The organism is Glutamicibacter sp. AOP12-B1-11 (assembly GCF_052379245.1).
In the GTDB taxonomy this organism is placed as follows: Bacteria; Actinomycetota; Actinomycetes; order Actinomycetales; family Micrococcaceae; genus Glutamicibacter.
Window position 1 is genome coordinate 1 of record NZ_JBQSYL010000046.1, and the last position, 19,182, is coordinate 19,182.

Annotated in this window: 21 protein-coding genes; 9 read left to right on the forward strand and 12 right to left on the reverse strand. The window is 59.8% G+C overall.

Features of this window, described 5'->3' with window-relative positions; genetic code table 11:
• On the forward strand, positions 1-343 hold a 343-nt coding region (locus tag ACT3UQ_RS18570; protein WP_444637684.1), incomplete at its 5' end, for a hypothetical protein.
• 298 nt (positions 344-641) lie between these two features.
• Here the strand turns inward: ACT3UQ_RS18570 and ACT3UQ_RS18575 are convergent.
• From ACT3UQ_RS18575 to ACT3UQ_RS18590, 4 genes are all read right to left on the reverse strand, one after another.
• Complete coding sequence (locus ACT3UQ_RS18575) at positions 642-947, reverse strand: hypothetical protein (RefSeq protein ID WP_444637685.1); 306 nt, start codon at positions 945-947, stop codon at positions 642-644.
• A 308-nt stretch (positions 948-1,255) separates the two neighbouring features.
• The gene (locus tag ACT3UQ_RS18580) at positions 1,256-2,122 is read right to left on the reverse strand and encodes a lysostaphin resistance A-like protein (RefSeq protein WP_444637687.1); all 867 of its coding nucleotides are present in this window, start codon (positions 2,120-2,122) and stop codon (positions 1,256-1,258) included.
• A 145-nt stretch (positions 2,123-2,267) separates the two neighbouring features.
• Entirely contained in the window at positions 2,268-2,984 is a 717-nt protein-coding gene (locus tag ACT3UQ_RS18585; protein WP_105553860.1) for a response regulator, read from the reverse strand.
• On the reverse strand, positions 2,981-3,952 hold the full coding sequence (locus ACT3UQ_RS18590; RefSeq protein WP_444637688.1) for a sensor histidine kinase: 972 nt from the start codon (positions 3,950-3,952) through the stop codon (positions 2,981-2,983). The genes ACT3UQ_RS18585 and ACT3UQ_RS18590 overlap by 4 nt, the downstream gene beginning before the upstream one ends.
• Positions 3,953-4,522: 570 nt before the next feature.
• On the opposite strand from ACT3UQ_RS18590, the gene ACT3UQ_RS18595 reads away from it, so the two are divergent.
• Complete coding sequence (locus ACT3UQ_RS18595; protein ID WP_105553863.1) at positions 4,523-5,362, forward strand: MerR family transcriptional regulator; 840 nt, start codon at positions 4,523-4,525, stop codon at positions 5,360-5,362.
• Between the two features lie 259 nt (positions 5,363-5,621).
• On the opposite strand, the gene ACT3UQ_RS18600 is transcribed toward ACT3UQ_RS18595, so the two are convergent.
• Positions 5,622-5,786: a hypothetical protein gene (locus ACT3UQ_RS18600; RefSeq protein ID WP_181148597.1), complete on the reverse strand. Its 165-nt coding sequence runs from the start codon at positions 5,784-5,786 to the stop codon at positions 5,622-5,624.
• 124 nt (positions 5,787-5,910) lie between these two features.
• Here ACT3UQ_RS18600 and ACT3UQ_RS18605 point away from each other — a divergent pair, with 124 nt between their 5' ends.
• Positions 5,911-6,207 carry a DUF4190 domain-containing protein gene (locus tag ACT3UQ_RS18605; protein ID WP_105553864.1) on the forward strand — a complete coding sequence of 99 codons (297 nt, stop codon included), beginning with the start codon at positions 5,911-5,913 and terminating at the stop codon, positions 6,205-6,207.
• Positions 6,208-6,883: 676 nt separating this feature from the next.
• Here ACT3UQ_RS18605 and ACT3UQ_RS18610 read toward each other — a convergent pair.
• Positions 6,884-7,264: a VOC family protein gene (locus ACT3UQ_RS18610; RefSeq protein WP_105553865.1), complete on the reverse strand. Its 381-nt coding sequence runs from the start codon at positions 7,262-7,264 to the stop codon at positions 6,884-6,886.
• Positions 7,265-7,679: 415 nt separating this feature from the next.
• Here ACT3UQ_RS18610 and ACT3UQ_RS18615 point away from each other — a divergent pair, with 415 nt between their 5' ends.
• Positions 7,680-8,903 (forward strand): multidrug effflux MFS transporter, encoded by a 1,224-nt coding sequence (locus ACT3UQ_RS18615; protein ID WP_105553866.1) that lies wholly within the window; start codon positions 7,680-7,682, stop codon positions 8,901-8,903.
• Between the two features lie 69 nt (positions 8,904-8,972).
• Complete coding sequence (locus tag ACT3UQ_RS18620) at positions 8,973-9,497, forward strand: TetR/AcrR family transcriptional regulator (RefSeq protein ID WP_181148599.1); 525 nt, start codon at positions 8,973-8,975, stop codon at positions 9,495-9,497.
• Positions 9,498-10,151: 654 nt separating this feature from the next.
• On the opposite strand, the gene ACT3UQ_RS18625 is transcribed toward ACT3UQ_RS18620, so the two are convergent.
• Both ACT3UQ_RS18625 and ACT3UQ_RS18630 read right to left on the reverse strand, forming a co-directional pair.
• Positions 10,152-11,000: a phosphotransferase gene (locus ACT3UQ_RS18625; RefSeq protein WP_444637689.1), complete on the reverse strand. Its 849-nt coding sequence runs from the start codon at positions 10,998-11,000 to the stop codon at positions 10,152-10,154.
• Between the two features lie 131 nt (positions 11,001-11,131).
• Positions 11,132-11,617: a zeta toxin family protein gene (locus ACT3UQ_RS18630; RefSeq protein WP_181148601.1), complete on the reverse strand. Its 486-nt coding sequence runs from the start codon at positions 11,615-11,617 to the stop codon at positions 11,132-11,134.
• Positions 11,618-12,383: 766 nt separating this feature from the next.
• Here ACT3UQ_RS18630 and ACT3UQ_RS18635 point away from each other — a divergent pair.
• Positions 12,384-12,641 (forward strand): metal-sensitive transcriptional regulator, encoded by a 258-nt coding sequence (locus ACT3UQ_RS18635; RefSeq protein WP_105553870.1) that lies wholly within the window; start codon positions 12,384-12,386, stop codon positions 12,639-12,641.
• Positions 12,642-12,713: 72 nt separating this feature from the next.
• On the opposite strand, the gene ACT3UQ_RS18640 is transcribed toward ACT3UQ_RS18635, so the two are convergent.
• Positions 12,714-13,124, reverse strand: coding sequence for a BlaI/MecI/CopY family transcriptional regulator (locus tag ACT3UQ_RS18640; RefSeq protein WP_105553871.1), 411 nt, complete (start codon positions 13,122-13,124; stop codon positions 12,714-12,716).
• A complete protein-coding gene (locus tag ACT3UQ_RS18645; protein WP_105553872.1) occupies positions 13,121-13,717 on the reverse strand; it encodes a hypothetical protein in 597 nt (198 codons plus the stop codon). Before ACT3UQ_RS18645 ends, ACT3UQ_RS18640 begins: the two co-directional genes overlap by 4 nt.
• 129 nt (positions 13,718-13,846) lie before the next feature.
• On the opposite strand from ACT3UQ_RS18645, the gene ACT3UQ_RS18650 reads away from it, so the two are divergent.
• Genes ACT3UQ_RS18650 through ACT3UQ_RS18660 form a run of 3 tightly spaced genes read left to right on the forward strand, consistent with a single transcriptional unit; the run spans position 13,847 to position 15,830 of the window.
• Positions 13,847-14,614 carry a DsbA family protein gene (locus tag ACT3UQ_RS18650; protein WP_444637690.1) on the forward strand — a complete coding sequence of 256 codons (768 nt, stop codon included), beginning with the start codon at positions 13,847-13,849 and terminating at the stop codon, positions 14,612-14,614.
• Positions 14,614-15,486, forward strand: a complete 873-nt coding sequence (locus ACT3UQ_RS18655; RefSeq protein WP_105553874.1) for a cytochrome c biogenesis CcdA family protein — start codon at positions 14,614-14,616, stop codon at positions 15,484-15,486. The genes ACT3UQ_RS18650 and ACT3UQ_RS18655 overlap by 1 nt, the downstream gene beginning before the upstream one ends.
• Positions 15,483-15,830: a DsrE family protein gene (locus ACT3UQ_RS18660; protein WP_105553875.1), complete on the forward strand. Its 348-nt coding sequence runs from the start codon at positions 15,483-15,485 to the stop codon at positions 15,828-15,830. Before ACT3UQ_RS18655 ends, ACT3UQ_RS18660 begins: the two co-directional genes overlap by 4 nt.
• A gap of 114 nt (positions 15,831-15,944) precedes the next feature.
• Here the strand turns inward: ACT3UQ_RS18660 and ACT3UQ_RS18665 are convergent, their stop codons facing one another.
• Positions 15,945-18,248, reverse strand: coding sequence for a heavy metal translocating P-type ATPase (locus tag ACT3UQ_RS18665; protein WP_105570228.1), 2,304 nt, complete (start codon positions 18,246-18,248; stop codon positions 15,945-15,947).
• A gap of 70 nt (positions 18,249-18,318) precedes the next feature.
• Positions 18,319-18,546 (reverse strand): heavy-metal-associated domain-containing protein, encoded by a 228-nt coding sequence (locus ACT3UQ_RS18670; RefSeq protein WP_105553935.1) that lies wholly within the window; start codon positions 18,544-18,546, stop codon positions 18,319-18,321.
• Positions 18,547-19,182: the final 636 nt, after the last annotated feature.

Sequence of the window (19,182 nt, forward strand, 5' to 3'; positions counted from 1 at the left end):
AGCCACACCCGATGAAGCTGCACGCGGCATTGCGTTAATCATGCGAAACGAGCTGGGGTCGGCTTTGCCTGAAGCAATGTTGAAGACCCATTTGGTTGGTGCTTCGCAGAATCATCCAATGTCGCCGGAAGCTGGGTACGGGCTGGGACTTATGACGCGCGGTCTACCTCCAGTTGTTGTTGGGCATGGTGGGCAAGGCCCGGGGTTCAATCACTTCGCTGCAGTCAGTTCCGACGGTTCTCACTGGTGCGGAGATACGAGCGCGCAGGAAGGCGAGGATCAAGATCTGATTCGTCGATGCGTGGCCGCCGTGACCAACGATGATTTCACGGTGCCCCCGTAAAGGTTCCTCAATCGGAACGATCAGTTATCGCAATCAGGGTCATGCCACACCTTAGATCCGGCGGCAGGCCAGCGCCCACCTTCCGGAACGGTGCGACTGTTCCGTTTGGAAAAATGCGCCTCGCTGGTTCTCGATTCGAAATGAATGAATTGGCATGGTCTGCGATTAGTTGTCCCGACACTGTTTGCCGCACAGCGCCTCCGCGGTTCGAGCGCCGAGCTCGTCTACAAGTATTGGGTCCAAGCTGTCAGCGGCAACTCGCACAATCCCCCTACCCAAATCAGCGCTAAAAGACGGATTAGCCCGAAGCCGCAACGACGCCTGAGCGAGTACGGTGGAGTGTTTTCACCAGCATCACGGCGAACACCACGGCCAGTACATCAGCGGCCAGCACCATGAGCAGTGAAGCATGAGCTGCAATCCACAATGGATTCGCATCGGGTAGCATCTGGGCGGGATCGATTCCAGCGGCCGCCTCCATTCGGTTGACGGCGGCGCTGTCCGCAATCTGCCAGAGAAAGAAAAATGCTACGACCGCGACATTAAGCCCCAGCAGCGTCAAACCGCCAAGAACCCCGAGTAGCTTCTTGAAATCTCTTGGCATTCGCACTCCTAATTACAGCCGTTCCGAACGGATTCCCAGAGCCGCCGTTCGAGCAGCCTTGAATCCAATACCCATTATTCCCGCTTTGGCGCATCAGGGGTTCTCCGTATCGGGGCGGCCCAACCGGATACCGGACGGCAGCCGATGCCCTTGGCCGTGGGAGACCAGACAGACAGTTCGCTGGATCGGTTGCCTGTGTCACCGCACGGTCCAGGGCTTCTGGATGAAGGACTTTTTCTGCCCCACGAATCACTGCACTCGGTCAAATGCCGAGCCCTGGCCCGGCATAATGATTCGGCCCCGGGCGATCAGCGACGTGGAAGCGAAAGCCGGCCCCGACGACGCGCAACGGCCAGAAACACCACGGTAGCCACCGAGCACACCAAGATGGCGACGATGCTGGCTTCCGGCCCGAAGCTTCCCCCGGAAAGCCAGTCCGGTCCGCTGGTCACCGCGGTGACCAGCGAATCGCGGGCCTCGGAACCCGAGGTGATCGATCCGAAAAGGCCCGTTGTCGCAAAGTTCCAGCCGAAGTGCACCCCGATCGCCAGCCAAAGCGATCCGGTGGCAAGGTATGCGGCGCCCAGCATGATTCCGGCTTCGATCATGATGGCGAAGGCGCCCCACAGCGAAGCATCCGGATTAACCAGGTGAACGAGCCCGAAGAGGATCGCCGAGGCGCCAAGCGCCACGGCTGTGCCCCAGCGGCCGCGCAGCAGGCGGAACACGACTCCGCGGAAGAATACTTCTTCCGAAACGGCGATCGCGCACATCATTCCGGCGACGGCCAGCATGCCGGAAATGGACCCCCAGCCGGTGATCGTGTACGCGCCGAAAAGGGCGAGGATGCCCACCGTCGCGCCGGACATCAGCACTCCGAGCCCCGTTCCGGCCAGCAGGTGGCGGACGCCGTGGTCCGATGGGAATTCTTCTACCTTGCGGCGTTCGACCCTTCGACCGGTCCAGATGTACAGGCAGATCATGGCAGCCGCCAGGATGGGGCCGATGGCCAGCGCGGCCACAGGGTTGCGCAGCCAGGCGGCGATGGCATTAGTCGCCAGCATCGCCACGGCTAATCCGGTGACCATCATGGCCGTTTTGATCCAGGAACGAGTTCCGGGGTCCATGACTCCGGGCTTGGCTGCTGGCTTGAGATCCTGCGTGGACTTTGTCATTTTTGCTCCTTATCCCCTACTCGGCTTCGGGGTCTGAGCATGACGTTACGGCGTTCGAGAACACGGCGAATCCCCCGCGAGCGGACATTTGGGATCCCTCGCTCGGGGGACCCAGAGTTCCTGGTGATCTGCGATCCGTACGGCCTCAAGACCAGGCGGCCAGTCCCGTTCTGTGCGCGAGCACTACGGCCTGCACCCGGTCACGCAGCTCAAGCTTGGTCAGGATGCGCGACACATAGGTCTTCACCGTCTCATGGCTGATCACCAGCTGAGCCGCGATCTCCGCGTTTGACAGCCCCTCGGCGATGAGGATCAGCACTTCGCGTTCCCGTGCGGTGAGTGCTTCGAAGATCGCAGCATCCTGCGCGGTGAGTGCTTCGAAGATCGCAGCATCCTGCGCGGAGGGCCGCAACCGTTCAGCGTAGCGTCCGATCAAGGACCGCGTCACCGCCGGTGCGATCAGCGAGTCGCCCGCGGCGATGGTCCGGATGGCCGCCGCCAGCTCGGCGGGCCTGGCATCTTTGAGCAGGAAGCCGCTCGCGCCGGCGCGCAGCGCGTCGTACACCAGAGAGTCCAAGGAGAATGTGGTCACCACCAGGACGCGTGCGGCATCCGAAACCTGCGGTCCGGCTATTCTCCTGGTCGCTTCGATCCCGTCCAGCAGCGGCATGCGGATGTCCATCACTACGACATCCGGGCACTCGCGGCGGGTGACCCGTAAGGCTTCTTCCCCGTCTGCCGCCTCGCCGATAACCGCAAGATCGGGCTGGGCATTGATGATCGTCGCAAATCCGGTGCGCACAACCTCTTGGTCATCGCAGATCACGACGCGGATCGGCGTGTTCGCGGCGGCCGCGCTCACCGCGGAATCCGCACGCGAACCACGAACCGCTGGTCCACCGGTTCGGCCTGCAGCTCCCCGCCTGCCAGTTCCACCCGTTCACGCATACCGATGATCCCCCGGCCTCCCGATACTGATGCCATTCTCTTGCGGCGGCGGCCGGAACTGACCACTTCGACCATGATCTCATGTTGGCCGTAGGCGACTTCCACCGCTGCGGCACCGTCGCGCGAGTGCTTCATCGCATTCGTGAGACTCTCTTGGACTACCCGGACTGTCACCAGTCCGGTGGCTCGCGTCAATGGGCGGCGCGCGCCGCGCTCCACGAATTCGACTAGCTGACCGGCCGAGCGGGCCCGGGAGACGACGTCGCTGACCTGCTGCTCGGCGGGCGCACGAGTGCTCTCAGCCTTCCCGTCCAGCGCCCCGAGCAGGCTGCGCAAGTCCTCCAGCGTCGTTCTGCCCCCGTCGGCGACGGAGGCCAGCAGATCCAGCGTCCCCCGATCGAGATTCGGACGAAACTGACCGGCCTCGGCCTGCACCACCATCGCGGTCACATGATGGGTGACCACGTCGTGCAGCTCGTGGGCGATCCGCGCCCGTTCGGCCGTGATCGTCTCCCGTTCGGCCGCCTCGGTGCGGCTGCGACGCATCGCGGCCTGCGATCGGAGCCACGAGCCGAAGAACCACAGCGCCGCCAGAAGCGCTCCGAAAGCCAGCGCGTCGGAGACTGTCAGTGCCGCGTCGAGCGGAATCAGCGCCGCGGCGAGCGCGGCATAGCCGCCTAGGACGAGCAGCGAAGTCAGCATCCGGTGCCGCTGGAGCAATGCCCCGCGCCCACCAGGGCAACGAGCAGACCGAGGGCGGCGAAGGTGGTGGGGAACCCGAGCAATTGGTACGCCGCGAACGCCGCAAAGGCCAGCGCCAAGGACCACTGCGGCCAGCGGCGCAGTATCGCGACCGAGCCTCCCTGGATCACGATCAGACAAACGCCGAGCGGATTGAGCCGGTGATCGGGCGACGCAGCCAGCTCGAGCCCCTGCTGCGCCACACCCGGCACGAACGACAAGCCGACAAGCCGATGAGAACGACAGCGGACACGACGTCCCACTTGAGACGAGCCACCGGAAATCGGACAGTCTTCATCCCAAAATCGTACCCGGATGCCCAGGGCGCAGGTGATGCCGCGGCGGGCAGCGCCGCGATGACGGTTCCACCTGCCGGCGTTCCCCCAAGGGCCTGCGAGCGGGCACAGGAAGGTTGCTTCGCTGACGCCGGCGGCAGATCCGGATGACGTAGGTCAAATATCCGAGTACTGCGGTGCGGAAGTAAATGCCGCCAAACCGAGTGGATACGTTGACCTTGAGGCAGTCTCCGCTGTAACCGCCTCGCGTGTTGACAGCCGCGACCCCGTGGCGAATGGCTGTAGCCTACAAGGTGAGCACGTTCTTGCAGGGAAAACAATGATCGTGGTTGCCCCTTGGAGTCAGTCCGGCGGTTGAGTTTTCAGCGGTGAGGCATTTGGCGTCACGATTCGATCCACTAAGGAAGGTCCCGTTTTGCCTTTGTCCTTTATCCCGCCGCGTCAGGTCAATATCGGCGACGCGGCAGCATTCGTCGGCACCACACCGCAGGCGATCCGTCGCTATCACGAGATTGGCCTGCTCCCCGAGCCCGAACGGGGCAGCGATGACCGCCCCCGATACGGCTACGAAGACATGATCCGGCTGCTGTGGATCCACAAGATGACCGGCGCCGGGTTCGCCTCGGAGGAGATCCGTGACGCCTTTGCCGGCACGGCTCCTGTTGGTGCCGACAGCGTGCAAAACGCCGCTATCGCGCAACGCATGCGCACCCCAGATGGCAGAATGGGATTACTTTCCGACTTCGTCACCTGCCGCCTCAAGCCCCTGCCCAAGGGCTCCCTGCGCCAGGCGGATCTGGACAGCCTGCTGGTCACAGAGCGGATCTTCGGCCCGCTCGGCGCGGCCCTCCAAGCCACCCGTTTCATTGCCATAGCGACCCACCCGGGTCTGCAAGAAGAATCCGACCGTGTTGATATCGCCGAGGAGGCACTCGATGACACGATCGCTGCCGAGGACCCGCGTGTGGCACTGGTAGCTGCCAAACGGCACGCATTCGAATTGCAGCTGCACGCAGTCATCGAGGGTTCCAGCCTGGCGCTGAGCGACGAAGCGATCGTCGACTCCTGGGACGCGTTGCACCCCGAGAACGAAGATGAAGATGAGAGCGGAGTCGACCAAGACCCTGGCACGGGGCCAGAGACCATGAGCGCAATCGAAGCTATTGGAAAGATGCCCTACGATTTCTCCCCGGCCCGCCTGCGCTGCATGGAATTGGCCGAAGAACTCGCCACCAGCGAGTCACCCGGTTCTTGAACAAGTCCCCTCGTCCTAAACCAGGAAGTATGCTCGGATATCCGTTGAGCCAGTCGAGATTCCTTGCGCCAGTGTTGGTCCAGATATCGCACCTGGGACCAGCACGTCGATGGCTTCGCCCGAGAACGTGTCCGTAGCGGGCGCCGCTAGCGGACCGAGCGCTTCTCGGAAACAGGGCTACGCCGCACCATGGATCCAGGTCCCGACCAGTGACCGTCCTATGGGACAAATCAATATGGAGCACCAATATTGGTGCGGTCTAAGCCAGCGCCCCTTCAAACGGATTGCAAAAAAGGAAATCACGTTGCCGTTCAGGAAACAGAACACCGCCTTCCACGACGGACCATAAGTACTCAATAGTGCCGGAGCAAACCAACGCGAGCATGGACAGGGTTTCGATTCGAGAGTTGATGGCAACCACCATTGGCTGCCGCTTCCTCCGTCTTCGGCGGCCCTCTCCGACGGGCAGAGAAGCTTCAGCTACCTCGCTGGCTTTTCGAGTGCATCAACGTCTAGGCTCAGCACTAACAGCAAACGATGGAGGAACCATGGCAACGCAAAGCGTGTCGCCACACACGGGCTCGGAACCACTGAACAAGCTGTCCGTCACGGCCCTGGCCCTTGCGGCCTTAACCCTTTTGAGCATGTGGTTCCTTGGCAACTCGGGTCTGGCGATCTTTGCGGTGGGCGCGGGCCACGTTTCGCTAAACCAGATCACCCGACGGGGCGGTCGCGGCCGCTGGCTCGCAATCGTTGCGCTCGTGATCGGATACGCCGTTGCCGCCCTCTCGTTCTATTCAATTCTGACTGCCATCCCACTGTTGATCCAGTCCTACATGGCCTGACGCCGTATTTGACGAGCAAGGTTTCTTGGCCGGCGGTAAAGCCAGCCCGAGGGTTCGTTTCCTATTTTTTGATGCTTCCCATCTCTACGGGTTTCCCGGCATTGGGGTTGTTTCCCATCAGGCGGACTATCCGGTTTTTCGCGGAATGCCGAAAGTCCCCTCCCGCTCGAAGCCCATCTCGACGAACAACTCGAACAAGCGTCCTTCCGCCTGTTCGTCCACTCACCGGAGCGCCTGGGATACGTCCTGCAACTCAACGAGCGCATAGGCATCCAGATTCCATGCATTCCCGGGGTGCAGTTGCGAGCAAAAATTGACCCGATAGCAGGGCGAACTCACCGAGGCGCGTGGTTCGGCGTGGTCAGTTCCTATGGCGCGCATGGCACCAAGATACAAGGCTGTGCGGTGGAGCTCTAGAACAACCAGTTGCCTAGGTCGCATGAATTATTTGAACCGTAGAATCGCATCTGGTGAGGGTTCCGTATACTCTGCACTTGTTTTCTGGCGCCAAGCATGGACGAAGAATCGCTGGAAGTTGACTTTTATGAGCCGCATCTCGGGAGCCGCTTGAGCAGTCAGGCTTTCTCCTACTTCACAAAACCATGCCGGGTGGTCGATCACCGTGGCTGCCGGTTCGCGAAGGCAGCCTAGCCACCGCCGCCGGCCCGTTGCGGCGTCATGAATCATGGAAGTCCGCTGGCTCCGGTGCGATGCGTTTGGCCATGAGGCAGAATTTGTTGCCCTCCGGGTCAGTGAGAACGTGCCAACTGCCCGACGGGACCACATCGGTCGACATGGCCCCCAACGACAGGAGCCGTTCCAGTTCTTCCGCCTGGCCGCTATCTGTCGGACACAGATCGAAGTGCAACGTTTCGGCTCTGGGCACGACGTCGTCCGTACGCAGGAACAGCATCGTCGGGGCATTCGGAGCCCCGGAGATCGCGACTCCCGTCGCGTCCGACCCCGTGATCCGGTAGCCGAGCGCCGCGCACCAAAAACGAGCCAAGCGCTCCGGATTCCGTGCCTTGATCACGATGTCCGCAATTCGACTAGCCATGCACTCCACCCGCTTCCTGCTCGCCGACCGTGCGGCTTTCGACTTCGTGGCAACCCCGCGCGGCTGGAACTCGCACGGGCCGGCAAACTGTCAGTATCCCATCGCTTCAGGTGCCGATCGCCAACCGGACAACAGTGAGCACGAGCCACCTAATAGCTTTTCGAGAATCCCGCCATTGATCTCTGCGATTCACAGTACACCCGGCATGGTGTGATGCCGACTATGGAAAAGCTCCCATCCATCCGGCGAGCGCCGCACTTTTACTACGCCACTCCCCCTGATCGATCCAACCAATTCATACCGTGCGTCACTCCTCACATTTTCGGTTTCGAGGTAGCCATCTGGAACATTTTCAGATACTTTTTAACCTACCTACCGATAGGTAGGCAAGATTCTTGATTTAGAAGGCGTTTGCATGACTACTACAATTTCCCGCCCCCTCAAGGTGGGTGCATGGTTTGCTATCTCATTGGCACTCGTGACAGTTCTTGGTCCGGCAGGCACGGATATGTACCTGTCGTCCTTGCCCGATGTGGTGGAGCATTTAAACGGCACAGCGGCTTCAGGCCAGCTCACTTTAACCGTTTACTTGCTGGCCATGGGTGCAGGCCAGCTGGTATTCGGGCCGATTACTGATGCTTTCGGGCGCCGGCGGCCACTGCTGGCCGCCCTGATCGTTTTCCTGCTGTCCTCCGTATGGGCTGCCATGAGCCCATCAATGGGCATACTTTTAATGTCGCGCACATTGCAGGGGCTGGCAGCTGCCCTTACCCTAGTCGTGGCCCTGAGTATGGTTCGAGACGCAGCGCAAGGTGTCCGAGCCGCGCAGCTCTTTGCATTGCTCATGACGATCGAAGGCTTGGCTCCGGTATTGGCTCCCACGGTCGGTGGTTTTGTCGACCAGCATTTCGGGTGGCGTGCTGTGCTTCTGGTCTTGGCGGGGCTGGCAGCAATCGCGTTTGCGAACTCAACGGTGAGCTTGCGCGAGACACTTCCAGCTGAATCCAGAACGTCGTTGCGGTTGGGCCAGGTGATGCGCACCTACGGACGCATCGCACGGGATGGGCAATTCCTGCTACCGGCCTTAGGCCTCTCGGCAGTGTTCTTTTTCCTCTTCGCCTACATCGGCGGGGCGCCCTTCATCTACCAGGGGGAGTTTGGTCTCAGTTCAGATACCTTTGGCCTTGTTTTCGGTGGAACCGGGCTCGCCGTGATGTTCGGTGCAATTATTGCCGGGCGCACGGTAGGTAAATTCGGCGCCGGCAAACTCGGCGTCATTGGCACTATCTTGATCGCACTCGGCGCGCTGATCGGCCTAATTCTCTCAGGTATTGGGTTGGGTCTCGCAGGCATTGTCATCGGCATGTTTGTTGCACTCCTCGGAGTCGGAATAGCCGAAGCGACGTTGATGGCCTTGGCAATGGCTTCGCAAAATACTGCGCTTGGTTCAACCGCTGCGCTCCTGGGAGCTTTCCAGCTGATCATTTCCTCGGCGGCTACGCCCTTGGCAGGGCTTGCCGTGGGGATATCCACGGGGGCATGGCTGGGATTCCTTCTGGGCATCTCCTTGGTAGCCTTTATCATCGTAGGAGTGAGCATTAAGCGCGCCCCGGCGATCACCGATCTCGGAAGTCACTAGCAGAAGCCTGAACTTGTGGAGGTTTCATTGGCAAAACCCCTGTCCCCGTCAGCCCAACGCGTCTGCTTAGTGGCTGCCCAGCATTTTGCGCAACATGGCTATGATGGCTCATCACTCACCGTCATCGCCGAAGGCGCAGGCATGCGCAAGGCCTCACTGTATGCGCACTTCTCCAATAAGGATTCCTTATACGAGCAGACTCTGGATTTGGCATTTGCCGACCAGGAGGCCGCAGCGAAAGCTGCATTCGCTAGCGAAGCGGACGGGAAAATGCCGGGAATCGAGTACTTGGAGGCACTTTCCGCGAGGTATGCAGCGTCAGTGAACTTCCGATTCCTGCTGCGGTCCGTGTATGCCCCGCCGCATGCACTTGAAGCAAAGATCATTGGCAAATATCGTAACTTCGAAAACGAGCTGCGAGCCCTATTCGTGTCAGCTGCGGCCAAGGAAGACGAGAAAACGCGCGATCTGACGGAAGCGTATCTGGCGGTGGTCGACAGCCTCCAGGTCGAGCTGATCTATAATTCTGCTGAGAATTACGAGGTCAGATACCGAGCCGTGTTGCGGATGCTTCAGCATTACTACGAGAAGTGATCAAAGAGTTCCGCAATGCTTCCGGCCAAGCAGCTGAAGCAGTTCGGCACGAGCACCGCGGTGAAGCCGTCATCCGAATAATGCGTTCGAATGACGGCTTCGTGCTGTTCTGAGCCAACTAGCCTGTGAAACGTAAACACGAACGGATCCGAGCCACTACTAGGGTGCATATTCTTGGTCCTCGGAATGGAGTTCTCGTTGAGTTCAATCAAAAAGATCGTCGAGCAGAATCGATTACCGAAAAACCATGTTGCACCCCGGTGGCAGCGCATCCCTTAAGACTTGTCGAATGGTTCCGTGGATGTTTCCACTCGTTTCGGGATCATCGTGGCTCCGGGCCTGTTTTCGCCCCGGTTGTTGGACTAAGACAAATAATCGATTCCGTCACCAGTCTCGACATTCAGCGCTTCAGGCTCAGGTGCCTTACGCACGGCGGCTGCGTTCTGATTCCGGCAATGTGCCCGTCCAACGACGCTGCTTTGCGCGTATGCGCGGAGTCGAAAAAAGGTTAGTTCCATCATAATTCGCCCGGACAACTGGAGCTATTCCGCAGAACTCATAATGCATCCGAGGAAAAACCGTGATTGATTTGGAGGCATACTGTCGATGACTTCTTCAGGCACCGACTACGCTGTGCATCCAGCTGGTGTCGGCCTAGGCAAGGTTCTCTCGGAGCCATCTGGATGCATTGTCGGCCGCGGCGAGAATCTCAGGCTCTGGGCGTTGGGAGACTATCAGGAAACCCACCTGTTGAAGCCGGAAGGTATTCCTCCGAATCAATGCCCGTTGCACTTGATCGGCGGAGCAAATCTTCGATAGCTTCTCCCACCCATGCCAGACTCCCATACTGGCGAGGTCAGTTGAACGATCGCTCCCGGAAGACAAATCCCAGTCCAGAATGCCGGATACACGTCCTTGATCCCACAAGACATTATGGCCGCCCAAATCCCCATGCGAGAAGACTCGATCCTCAGCACTGATTCCGGCAAGGGCTTCAACCGCTTCTCCAGCCAACGCTCGAATTTGTGGTTCAATCCTTGGAAGGACCTCATCGATTTGAACCCGATGCCAGTCCGAGCCTCCGCAAAATGACAGGGGCTCAGCCAACAAAGAACGCAACGGCACCAGATCTATGGAGGACACCAAATCCAGCAGCCGCCTGATTTCGCCCGGCGAACCTTCACCGGCGGGGCATGGGCGTCCCGGGATGAATTCCGTCGCGACAGCTGATATGCCGTCAACCTCGATAACCGGCCCCATCGACCAGGGCAGATTCAATCCGATATCGCGCGGAATCATGTCGACAAGCTCTTGCCTCCGACACATTTGATCGCCGGTAAATTTGTCTCGCGCGATTCTGATAGCGGCCTGCTGCTCCAGCAGAACAACAACGTGGGCGGAACCTTCTTCGACGACTTTTCGACGCGCGCCACGCGCCTTGCGTGGAAGATCCGCGATCGCAAAGTCAACGATAGACGTCAGGCCGGAGTTGATTACTGGCATTGGCATAGTCATGAGCCTACAAGACTCGTTGGGCTGAAACGCTCCCTGGAAGTGACTCGCGATTCTCGCCTACGTTCCGTGTACCGAATGCATTTCCGCGTATGGATCCGGCATAAGGTGAGCCCTAGGGTCTAAAGCGCAGGGCCATGCAAAATGCGTTCAACGATCTCGTCAGGGTGTTCGTCAGCCAGAATTCGCTGCTCTGCAACAAACGACAAGGGCTGCCATCCGTGATACCAACTTTGCATATCCGCGATGCTAAATTCAGTGGCCTTTGCCCTGCTCAAATGCCGTAGAGCCGTCTCCTCGAACGTCAGGTCGAAAGCATAGAACCGGGCATCATCAACATGTTCTGCCACGCGCTCTAACATTTCGCCATATCGGGAGGCGTTGAAGATTCCTTCCAGAATCACGTTGTGGCCACGACCTATGCAATACGTAGCCGCCATTTCGAGTAGATCTTTGTGAGCTAGGCTTTCGTTTTCACGCTCGTGGTAGATGACCCGTCTGAAGTGGTCCTGCTGAAGTACCGCTGTCGGCGCCCCGAGCTTGGTCTGGAGCAAACGCGCAATGGTGCTCTTACCAGACCCCGAATTTCCACGAATCACTACCAGCATGGCTAAAACCTTCATTCCGAATGTCCGCAGATAAACCTGTTACGCAATGCTGAGCACAGGCGGTGTCATCCAATTCCAGGGGGCGCAGCGTCCCGCATCGTGTTCGCCCTGCGGACACATCGAATTGTAAAGTCCGACTCAAAGCTATCCCGGCCCGAGGACCAAAACTTCAATGGACAAAACAGGCCTGAAGATCCGGCTGGCCGTCGCCCAGCATCGCGATTAAACCGATTCCGTCGTCAGCGCCACGCTAGTTCCCTACCAAGAGAAGCTTCGATTGCATTCAACAATGAACGACTAGATGGCGCCCAACGCCTTGCCACAGGCAATTCCAGCACCAGGGCCGGAGCCGAGCTGGATCTGCGGGGGCTCGAACACGGCCCCTTCGCCCTTGACCTGACACCAGATTACTGGTTGCCCCGTTCACCTACCGACCCAAAAGGCGTGAGAAGAATCCTCGGGCGGAGCGTGATTTCTTCGGCGCATTTGGGTCGCAACTGCAGCGCTCTTTTTGTGGAATATGAGCCATGACCTGCTGGACATGCTGGCCACAGCCGGCCCAAGTTGTTTTATGGCATAGGCGACAATTGACGGCACGGCACATGCTTACACTTCCTAAACTTAGTAGCACTTTCGAGGGTATCTCCGCGAGCATATCCAGTATTGCACATACCCTAGGGGGTATTTAAAAGCATGGACTCAACCACGACAGGGAAACCCCTAGGGGTATAGACTGAACTGAACTACGACCCCGAAGGATCCCTCCATGCAGCTTGAAGTCGAAACCATGAAGCCCGCAATCAACAGGCTCAAGCGGGCACAGGGTCAGCTCAATGCAGTGATTCGCATGTTGGAAGAGGGAAGCGATTGCCGCGCAGTGGTCACGCAGCTATCCGCCGCCTCCAAGGCGATTGACCGCGCGGGGTTCTCCATCATCGCCACCGGACTGGAGCAGTGCCTGCAATCCGAAAATCCGGAACTAGACCGAGCCGACATGGAGAAATTATTCCTCTCACTGGCCTAGGCAAGAAGCCGGCGGCTGCCCTGGAGACTACGAAGCGATCCCCCATCTTGCATATGGCCGAAAGCTGGTCGCCTAGTCCCGAGCATCATCCAGCAGCGCCGCCAGGAGTGCGCGGTCTGCCCCATCAAGCAAGCCCACGAACCGCGCGAGGCAGTTCTCCTTATTGTTCGTCTCCGTTAACGAACGGACCATATGCGCTGCAGAAAACTGGCAACCGGTCAGCGTGGCCTCGTATGTCCAGACTCTCCCGATCAGCGTGCGCGCGAGCAGTCCCTTGTCGAAGAGGTGCCCAAGCACGGTGGCGACCGTGGTGTAAGCAGGTGTGACCTCCTCTTCCGCATCCATTATTTCGAGTACGGTACGCGCGGTGTGCGGTTGGCCGCTGCGCCATAAGATGTTCATCACCCGTCGCTCCAGGGACCCGAGCTGCGGGGCATGCTCCACGCTGAAGGGCAAAGACGGCGGCACAGAGTCACTGGTCATCGAGGAAGACCTCCAATCGATACGCGTGGACGCGCAGGTACAGCACACTGGACTTGGCCGGAAAGCCGGAAAATCAAAGCAACGAACGTTGATGCCACTGCGATGCCTGCCAGCCAAGGCTGCAACGGAGCAAAGTACGTAGTTGCTCCGGAATACCCTAAGACCAAGAGGGCGATTTTATTGCAGACCGGGCAACCCACGGCGAACCAAGCCAGAACGCCGCCGGTGAGCCCTAGCCTAGAAGTCGCTTTTTCTTCTTTTCCTTGCCGTTTCTCGGCGGACCGAGTTGCCGGATCCTGACTCTGCGCGGAACCACTTGAATTCATTTCTGTTGAATTTTTGACGTAGCTTGCCAAGAGAAGTCCTGAGAGTCCCGAGGTGGCGATCCACACTGGGTAATTCCACAGGGTCGCGGGGATCTCGCGGGTGAAGATGCCGTTGGGAATCAAGACTGTTGCGAGCCCCAAAAGCACTCCTACCGCCACGGTGGCGGCGATTGCCGCCAGCCACTGCCGAGTCCCCCATAAGCTCAAGGCCTGTCCCGACAAAGGAATCCGACTGATAAACCCCTTCACCCATTCGTTCGCTGGCAACCTAGCTCCTTACCGAGCGCAGGCGGTCGCTCCGCCGGCATTTGTTTATTACTATGCCCCATCGTACTGTTACTAATCAACGTAGTAGTAAGTATTGGCGCCCTGACGGCAGGGAAGGAAATATAGATGATGAGCACGAATGAAACCGCTTCGAGGACACCAAAGGGGAAACGGCTTCCGTGGTTTTGGCTCCTCCCCATTCCGATCGTCATCGTCGTCGCCTTGCTGATTTGGTCCCAAATACCGGGCAAAGCTCCAGAATCGGCGCAGGCACCTTCGGCGATAGCGGAGAGCATCCAAGAAGCACCCGCTACGCCCGCGGCACCGCCGGCCTTTCCCGACGTCTCTCGCCTGGATCCAAAGGATCCAACTGCCGTGGGGTCGGTCGACGCCCCCGTCGTCATGGTGGCCTACTCAGATTTCCAATGCCCGTTCTGCGCCAAGTGGACCGATAGCACCCTGCCGAAACTCACCGAGAAATACGTAGACAACGGGCAGCTGCGGATCGAGTGGCGAGATCTGGACATCTTCGGCGAGGCCTCGCTGACGGCCGCCCAGGCTGGCCAGGCAGCCGCACTGCAAGGCGGCTATATCGACTTCCACCATCGCCTGTCCCAGGGCGGGAACATCTCCGCGGCAAAAGACTTCACCGATGAATCCCTGTTTGCGATCGCCGAAGACCTGGGGCTGGAGGGCGACAAACTCGTCACCGACATGGGCAGCGCCCAGGTCAAGGACGCAGTGCAGCGCAATATTGCAGAAGCCCAGTCCCTGGGCGTATTGAGCACACCGTCATTCCTCATCAACCGGACACCATTCGTCGGCGCCCAGCCACTGGCCAACTTCGAGGCGGCAATCGAGGCAGAGCTCGCCAAGGCCGAAGCCGAGCAACCATAGTGGAGGCCGGAATCCTATTTGCCTTTGTCGGTGGGCTGCTCGGCCTATTTAGCCCTTGCAATGCAATGCTTCTGCCGGCGTTCTTTGCCCATGCAGCGACTTCCACCCGGCGACTTGGCGCCATCGGCTTGGCCTTTCTTGTCGGCACGCTAGCCACGCTGGTACCACTTGGCCTAGGCATGGGGTGGCTCGGCGGCGCCCTTGCCGTTGACCGCGGGCTGCTCATTGTCATCGCCGCATGGGTGATAGTGGCCTTCGGACTACTACAGATTTTTGGCGGCGGCTTTGACGCCGCGCGATTCTTGCCGTCACGAGTACGCCAACCACGCGCTCCGGGCTCGCTATGGGGTGCAGCGCTCTTGGGTACCGTTGCCGGTGTCGCAGGTTTTTGCACCGGACCGGTCCTTGGCGCAATCCTGACCTTGGTCCTCACCTCGGGCAGCCCGCTAGCCGGCGGCCTGCTGCTTTCCGTGTACGGCGCTGGCACGGTACTGCCCATCATCGCTCTGGCATGGGCCGTCAAGAAGTATGGCGGAATGCGCTGGAGGTGGATGCGCGGCCGCCAGCTTCGGCTGGGCCGGTTGCACTTGCACAGCAACACCCTGATCGCCGGAACAGTCACCTTGCTCGTCGGTGTGGCGATGCTTCTCACCGGCGGCTTGGCCACCGCCGGCGAGCTGCTGCCGCACGACATCCTCGATGGAATTTCTACAACTGCCGCGAACATCGACGCGGCCATACCAACGTGGATCTGGATCACTCTGGCCGCGGCCGGTTTCTTCGCCTGGTGGGTTGCAGAAGCTCTTCGCCGTTTATCGGCATCGGCTAGCGCTCGGTCGGCGCAGTCCACTTCCACGAAGGGAACACCATGAACCACCATCTCCTGCTCCATCTTGCCGGTACCGGCGAAGCCCCGCAGCCCAATCTGGAGATGGCTGCGCGCGTCGCCCGCAACGCCCGAGCCGAGCTCCCCGATTGGACCATCGAGCTTGTGGTCCAGGGCCCGCAGGTAGCGCTCCTGGCCACCGGGAGCGAGCTGGCCCAAGAGGTGGTTTCGCTAGTGGATGCCGGGTTCATCGTGAGTGCCTGTGCCAACAGCCTGCGCTCGGCCGCGGTTGACGGCGAAGGACTGGCAGCCGGCGTTCGAATTGTCAGCGCCGCGGTGGCGCGCCTAGCCACCGCTCAAATCGACGGTGCCGCGTACATCCGTGTTTAGTGCGGCAACACCGATTTTGGGAATCCGATGCTTACCTCATCGGACATAGAATGCCGGTGTTCCTCCGCTAGTGGAGGAACACCGGCATTCATGTTTTTGGCCTAGAAACGAAGCCTAGCTTGATCGTTGCTTTCGTCCGAACCCACGCAGCCGCAGCGAGTTCGCGACGACCAGCACTGAGCTGGCGGCCATGGCGGCACCTGCAATCATGGGATTCAAGAACCCCAGGGCTGCCACCGGAATACCAGCGGTGTTGTAGACAAACGCCCAGAACAGGTTCATCTTGATAGTTCCCAGTGTCTTGCGGGAAAGCTCGATAGCTTGCGCAACCTGCTCGACGTCATTGCCCATGATGGTGACGTCGGCTGCTTCGATCGCCACATCCGTCCCGGAACCCATCGCGATGCCAAGGTCTGCCTGAGCCAGCGCCGGAGCGTCGTTGACGCCGTCGCCGACCATTGCCACGACCCTGCCTTGCTCCTGCAGCTGGCGCACGGCCTGAGCCTTGCCTTCGGGGAAGACATCCGCGAACACGTCTTCCGGCGCGATACCAACCTTGGCGGCAACTTGCTGCGCTACCGCCTTGTTATCCCCGGTGAGCAATACCGGGCGCAACCCAAGTCCCTTGAGCCTTGCAATGGCGGCAGCCGAGGACTCCTTGATGGTGTCGGTCAGGTTGACGAATCCGGCAAAGGCTCCATCCACGCCGATCATAATCGAGGTCGCGCCACTGCTCTGCGCGGTTGCAAGATCCGCGAGCTGCCGATCGGTTAGCTCAATCCCATTTTCCTTCAGCCAGCTTTCCCGGCCGGCCACCACGGTGTGCACACCCACCGTTGCTCGCACGCCGCCACCGGCGGCGGAGACGAACCCGGTAGCCACGGCCAAGGAAGCGTTGGCACGCGCCGCTTCGACAATTGCTTGGGCAATCGGGTGCTCAGACCCCGCTTCCGCCGCGCCGGCCAGTGCCAGCAGCTCTTCTTCGTCAAATCCCGACGCCGGGGTTGTAGAGGTGACCGCAAGGTTGCCCTCGGTCACGGTGCCGGTCTTGTCCAGCAGCACGGTGTCAACCTTGCGGGTGTCTTCCAGGACTTGCGGTCCACGGATCAGGATGCCCAGCTGGGCCCCGCGTCCGGTACCCACCAGCAAACCAATAGGAGTCGCCAGGCCTAAGGCACAAGGGCAAGCAATGACCAGCACCGCTACCGCGGCAGCGACGGCCGAGCCCATATCACCGGTGAGCAATAGCCAGAGAACAAAGGTGGACAGCGCAATGACCAGCACAATCGGCACGAAGACCGCGGAGATGCGGTCTGCAAGTCGAGCGATCGGCGCCTTGCCCGTCTGCGCCTGGGATACCAGGCGTCCCATCTGAGCCAGCGTGGTGTCCTTGCCAACGCGGGTAGCACGAATAACCAGTACGCCGGAGGTGTTGATTGTTGCACCGGTAACGGTGTCATCCGGGCCGACTTCCACGGGCACCGATTCTCCGGTAACCAATGCGGTATCCACCGCCGAGTGCCCCGAGACGACAAAGCCGTCGGTGGCAATTTTTTCGCCGGGGCGCACAATGAACTCATCGCCAGGAAGCAACTCGGCCGCTGAAACCTTGGTTTCGACGCCCTCGCGGATCAATGTGGCTTCCTTGGCGCCTAGATCCAGCAAGGTCTTAAGCGCGTCGCCGGCCCGGACTTTGGCGCGGGCTTCCAACCAGCGGCCGAGCAGCAGGAAGGTCGCCACGACACCCGCGGTCTCGAAGTACAGCGCATGCTCGCTCATGGCCATGCCGACGTGGGCCGTGATATTCGGATCCGCAATCAGCTGCCACAGCGAGTAGAAGTAAGCCGCAAGTACACCAATTGAGACCAGGGTGTCCATGGTGGAGGACAGATGGCGCGCGTTGATGGCAGCGGCACGGTGGAACGGCCAGGCTGACCAGAACGTCACCGGGGTGGCAAGCGCCAGCGCAACCCAACCCCAATGCGGGAATTGAGCGCCGGGGATCATGGAAATAATGAACAGCGGCACGGTGAAGATCGCGCCGACAATGAGGCGTGTCTTCAGGTCCTGGCCTGCCTGCGCGGCGGGCTTGTTCCTGCGCGGCGGCTCAAGCGATGCTGCTGCAGTGGAGGTTCGCGCGGTTTCGGTCTGCGAACGGGCTGTCTGCTCTGCGTATTGGTCCACCTTGAGGTTGGCCTTGTAGCCGGCGGATTCGACGGTCGAGATCAGCTCTTCGTCCGTTACGCCTTCCGGAACCGTCACGCGAGCGGACTCCAGCGGAAGATTCACCAGCGCTTCCACGCCTTCCAGCTTCCCCAGCTTGCGTTCGACTCGACCCACGCAGGAAGCACAGGTCATTCCCTGAATATCCAACTCGACGATGCGTTGATTGGTGGGGAATGCGGTGTCGTTACTCATGATTCCACTTCTTTCTCACTCCCGGAGACGGGCACATATAGCTATTCGCGCCCCGTCTCGGGGCCGGTATTTAGGCTTCCGCGGAAACGAGCTTGTAGCCCGCTTCGGCGACGGCCGCTTCGAGAATCGAGTTCTCGACTGGTTTGTTGGTGGCGATGGTAGCCGTAGAGGCTCCACCGACGACGAGGTCAACCTCGACATTGCTGACACCAGGGATCTCTTGGAGTTCCTCGGTCACTGACGAAACACAGTGCCCGCAGGTCATGCCTTCAATCTTCAAGGTGATGTCGTTGCTCATGATGTCCTCCGTGTTTGTTGTATTGCTATTTGCTTCTTCATCGCTCGAGCTGCATCCGCAGCAGCTTGATTCGTTGCTCATGAGTTCCTCTTCTCGCGGGATCTTTCGGTTCTCGAAAAGTCATCTGGGCAAACGGCTGGCCTTGCAGCCATCTCCATGATTTTGCATGAGCCTCAACAGCGGCCATTGCGTTTTCCATACCTTGACGATATACCCCTAGAGGGTATCGAGTCAAGTACCCCCATAGGGTATATTTTCAGTTAAATTCAAAGCCACTGGATCCAACGAACTGCGTCATCAATACATTGATTATCCGATGTCCGGGTAGACGCTTCATGCACAATTGCCCAGCCGAGGATCGCAGTTTGAGAAATCGGAGCGCGAAGCACCACCCCGGGGATGCCGCCGATTTCCGAAAACTAGCCATTGCACTCAAGGCAGGCAGGGCTTCGCGGCACCCGCGGGAAGCGCGGCCCTAAACTTATAGAGGATGCCTCCCTCACCGCCAAGGCCAAATAGCTAACGGTGCGCAACCAGAGTGCAGCGGAACCTGCAAATACTCCACCGACCGCGTACCTTGCAGGAAAAGCCACCGCTGTCATCGGGGTGTATATGACCCCACCCAAGGGCTCCCTG

Coding starts and splice junctions, on each gene's coding strand:
- ACT3UQ_RS18575 (WP_444637685.1), bottom strand. CDS start 947: ATGCCAAGAGATTTCAAGAAGCTACTCGGGGTTCTTGGCGGTTTGACG.
- ACT3UQ_RS18580 (WP_444637687.1), bottom strand. CDS start 2,122: ATGACAAAGTCCACGCAGGATCTCAAGCCAGCAGCCAAGCCCGGAGTC.
- ACT3UQ_RS18600 (WP_181148597.1), bottom strand. CDS start 5,786: ATGGTGGTTGCCATCAACTCTCGAATCGAAACCCTGTCCATGCTCGCG.
- ACT3UQ_RS18605 (WP_105553864.1), top strand. CDS start 5,911: ATGGCAACGCAAAGCGTGTCGCCACACACGGGCTCGGAACCACTGAAC.
- ACT3UQ_RS18610 (WP_105553865.1), bottom strand. CDS start 7,264: ATGGCTAGTCGAATTGCGGACATCGTGATCAAGGCACGGAATCCGGAG.
- ACT3UQ_RS18615 (WP_105553866.1), top strand. CDS start 7,680: ATGACTACTACAATTTCCCGCCCCCTCAAGGTGGGTGCATGGTTTGCT.
- ACT3UQ_RS18625 (WP_444637689.1), bottom strand. CDS start 11,000: ATGCCAGTAATCAACTCCGGCCTGACGTCTATCGTTGACTTTGCGATC.
- ACT3UQ_RS18630 (WP_181148601.1), bottom strand. CDS start 11,617: ATGCTGGTAGTGATTCGTGGAAATTCGGGGTCTGGTAAGAGCACCATT.
- ACT3UQ_RS18635 (WP_105553870.1), top strand. CDS start 12,384: ATGCAGCTTGAAGTCGAAACCATGAAGCCCGCAATCAACAGGCTCAAG.
- ACT3UQ_RS18640 (WP_105553871.1), bottom strand. CDS start 13,124: ATGACCAGTGACTCTGTGCCGCCGTCTTTGCCCTTCAGCGTGGAGCAT.
- ACT3UQ_RS18650 (WP_444637690.1), top strand. CDS start 13,847: ATGAGCACGAATGAAACCGCTTCGAGGACACCAAAGGGGAAACGGCTT.
- ACT3UQ_RS18660 (WP_105553875.1), top strand. CDS start 15,483: ATGAACCACCATCTCCTGCTCCATCTTGCCGGTACCGGCGAAGCCCCG.
- ACT3UQ_RS18665 (WP_105570228.1), bottom strand. CDS start 18,248: ATGAGTAACGACACCGCATTCCCCACCAATCAACGCATCGTCGAGTTG.
- ACT3UQ_RS18670 (WP_105553935.1), bottom strand. CDS start 18,546: ATGAGCAACGACATCACCTTGAAGATTGAAGGCATGACCTGCGGGCAC.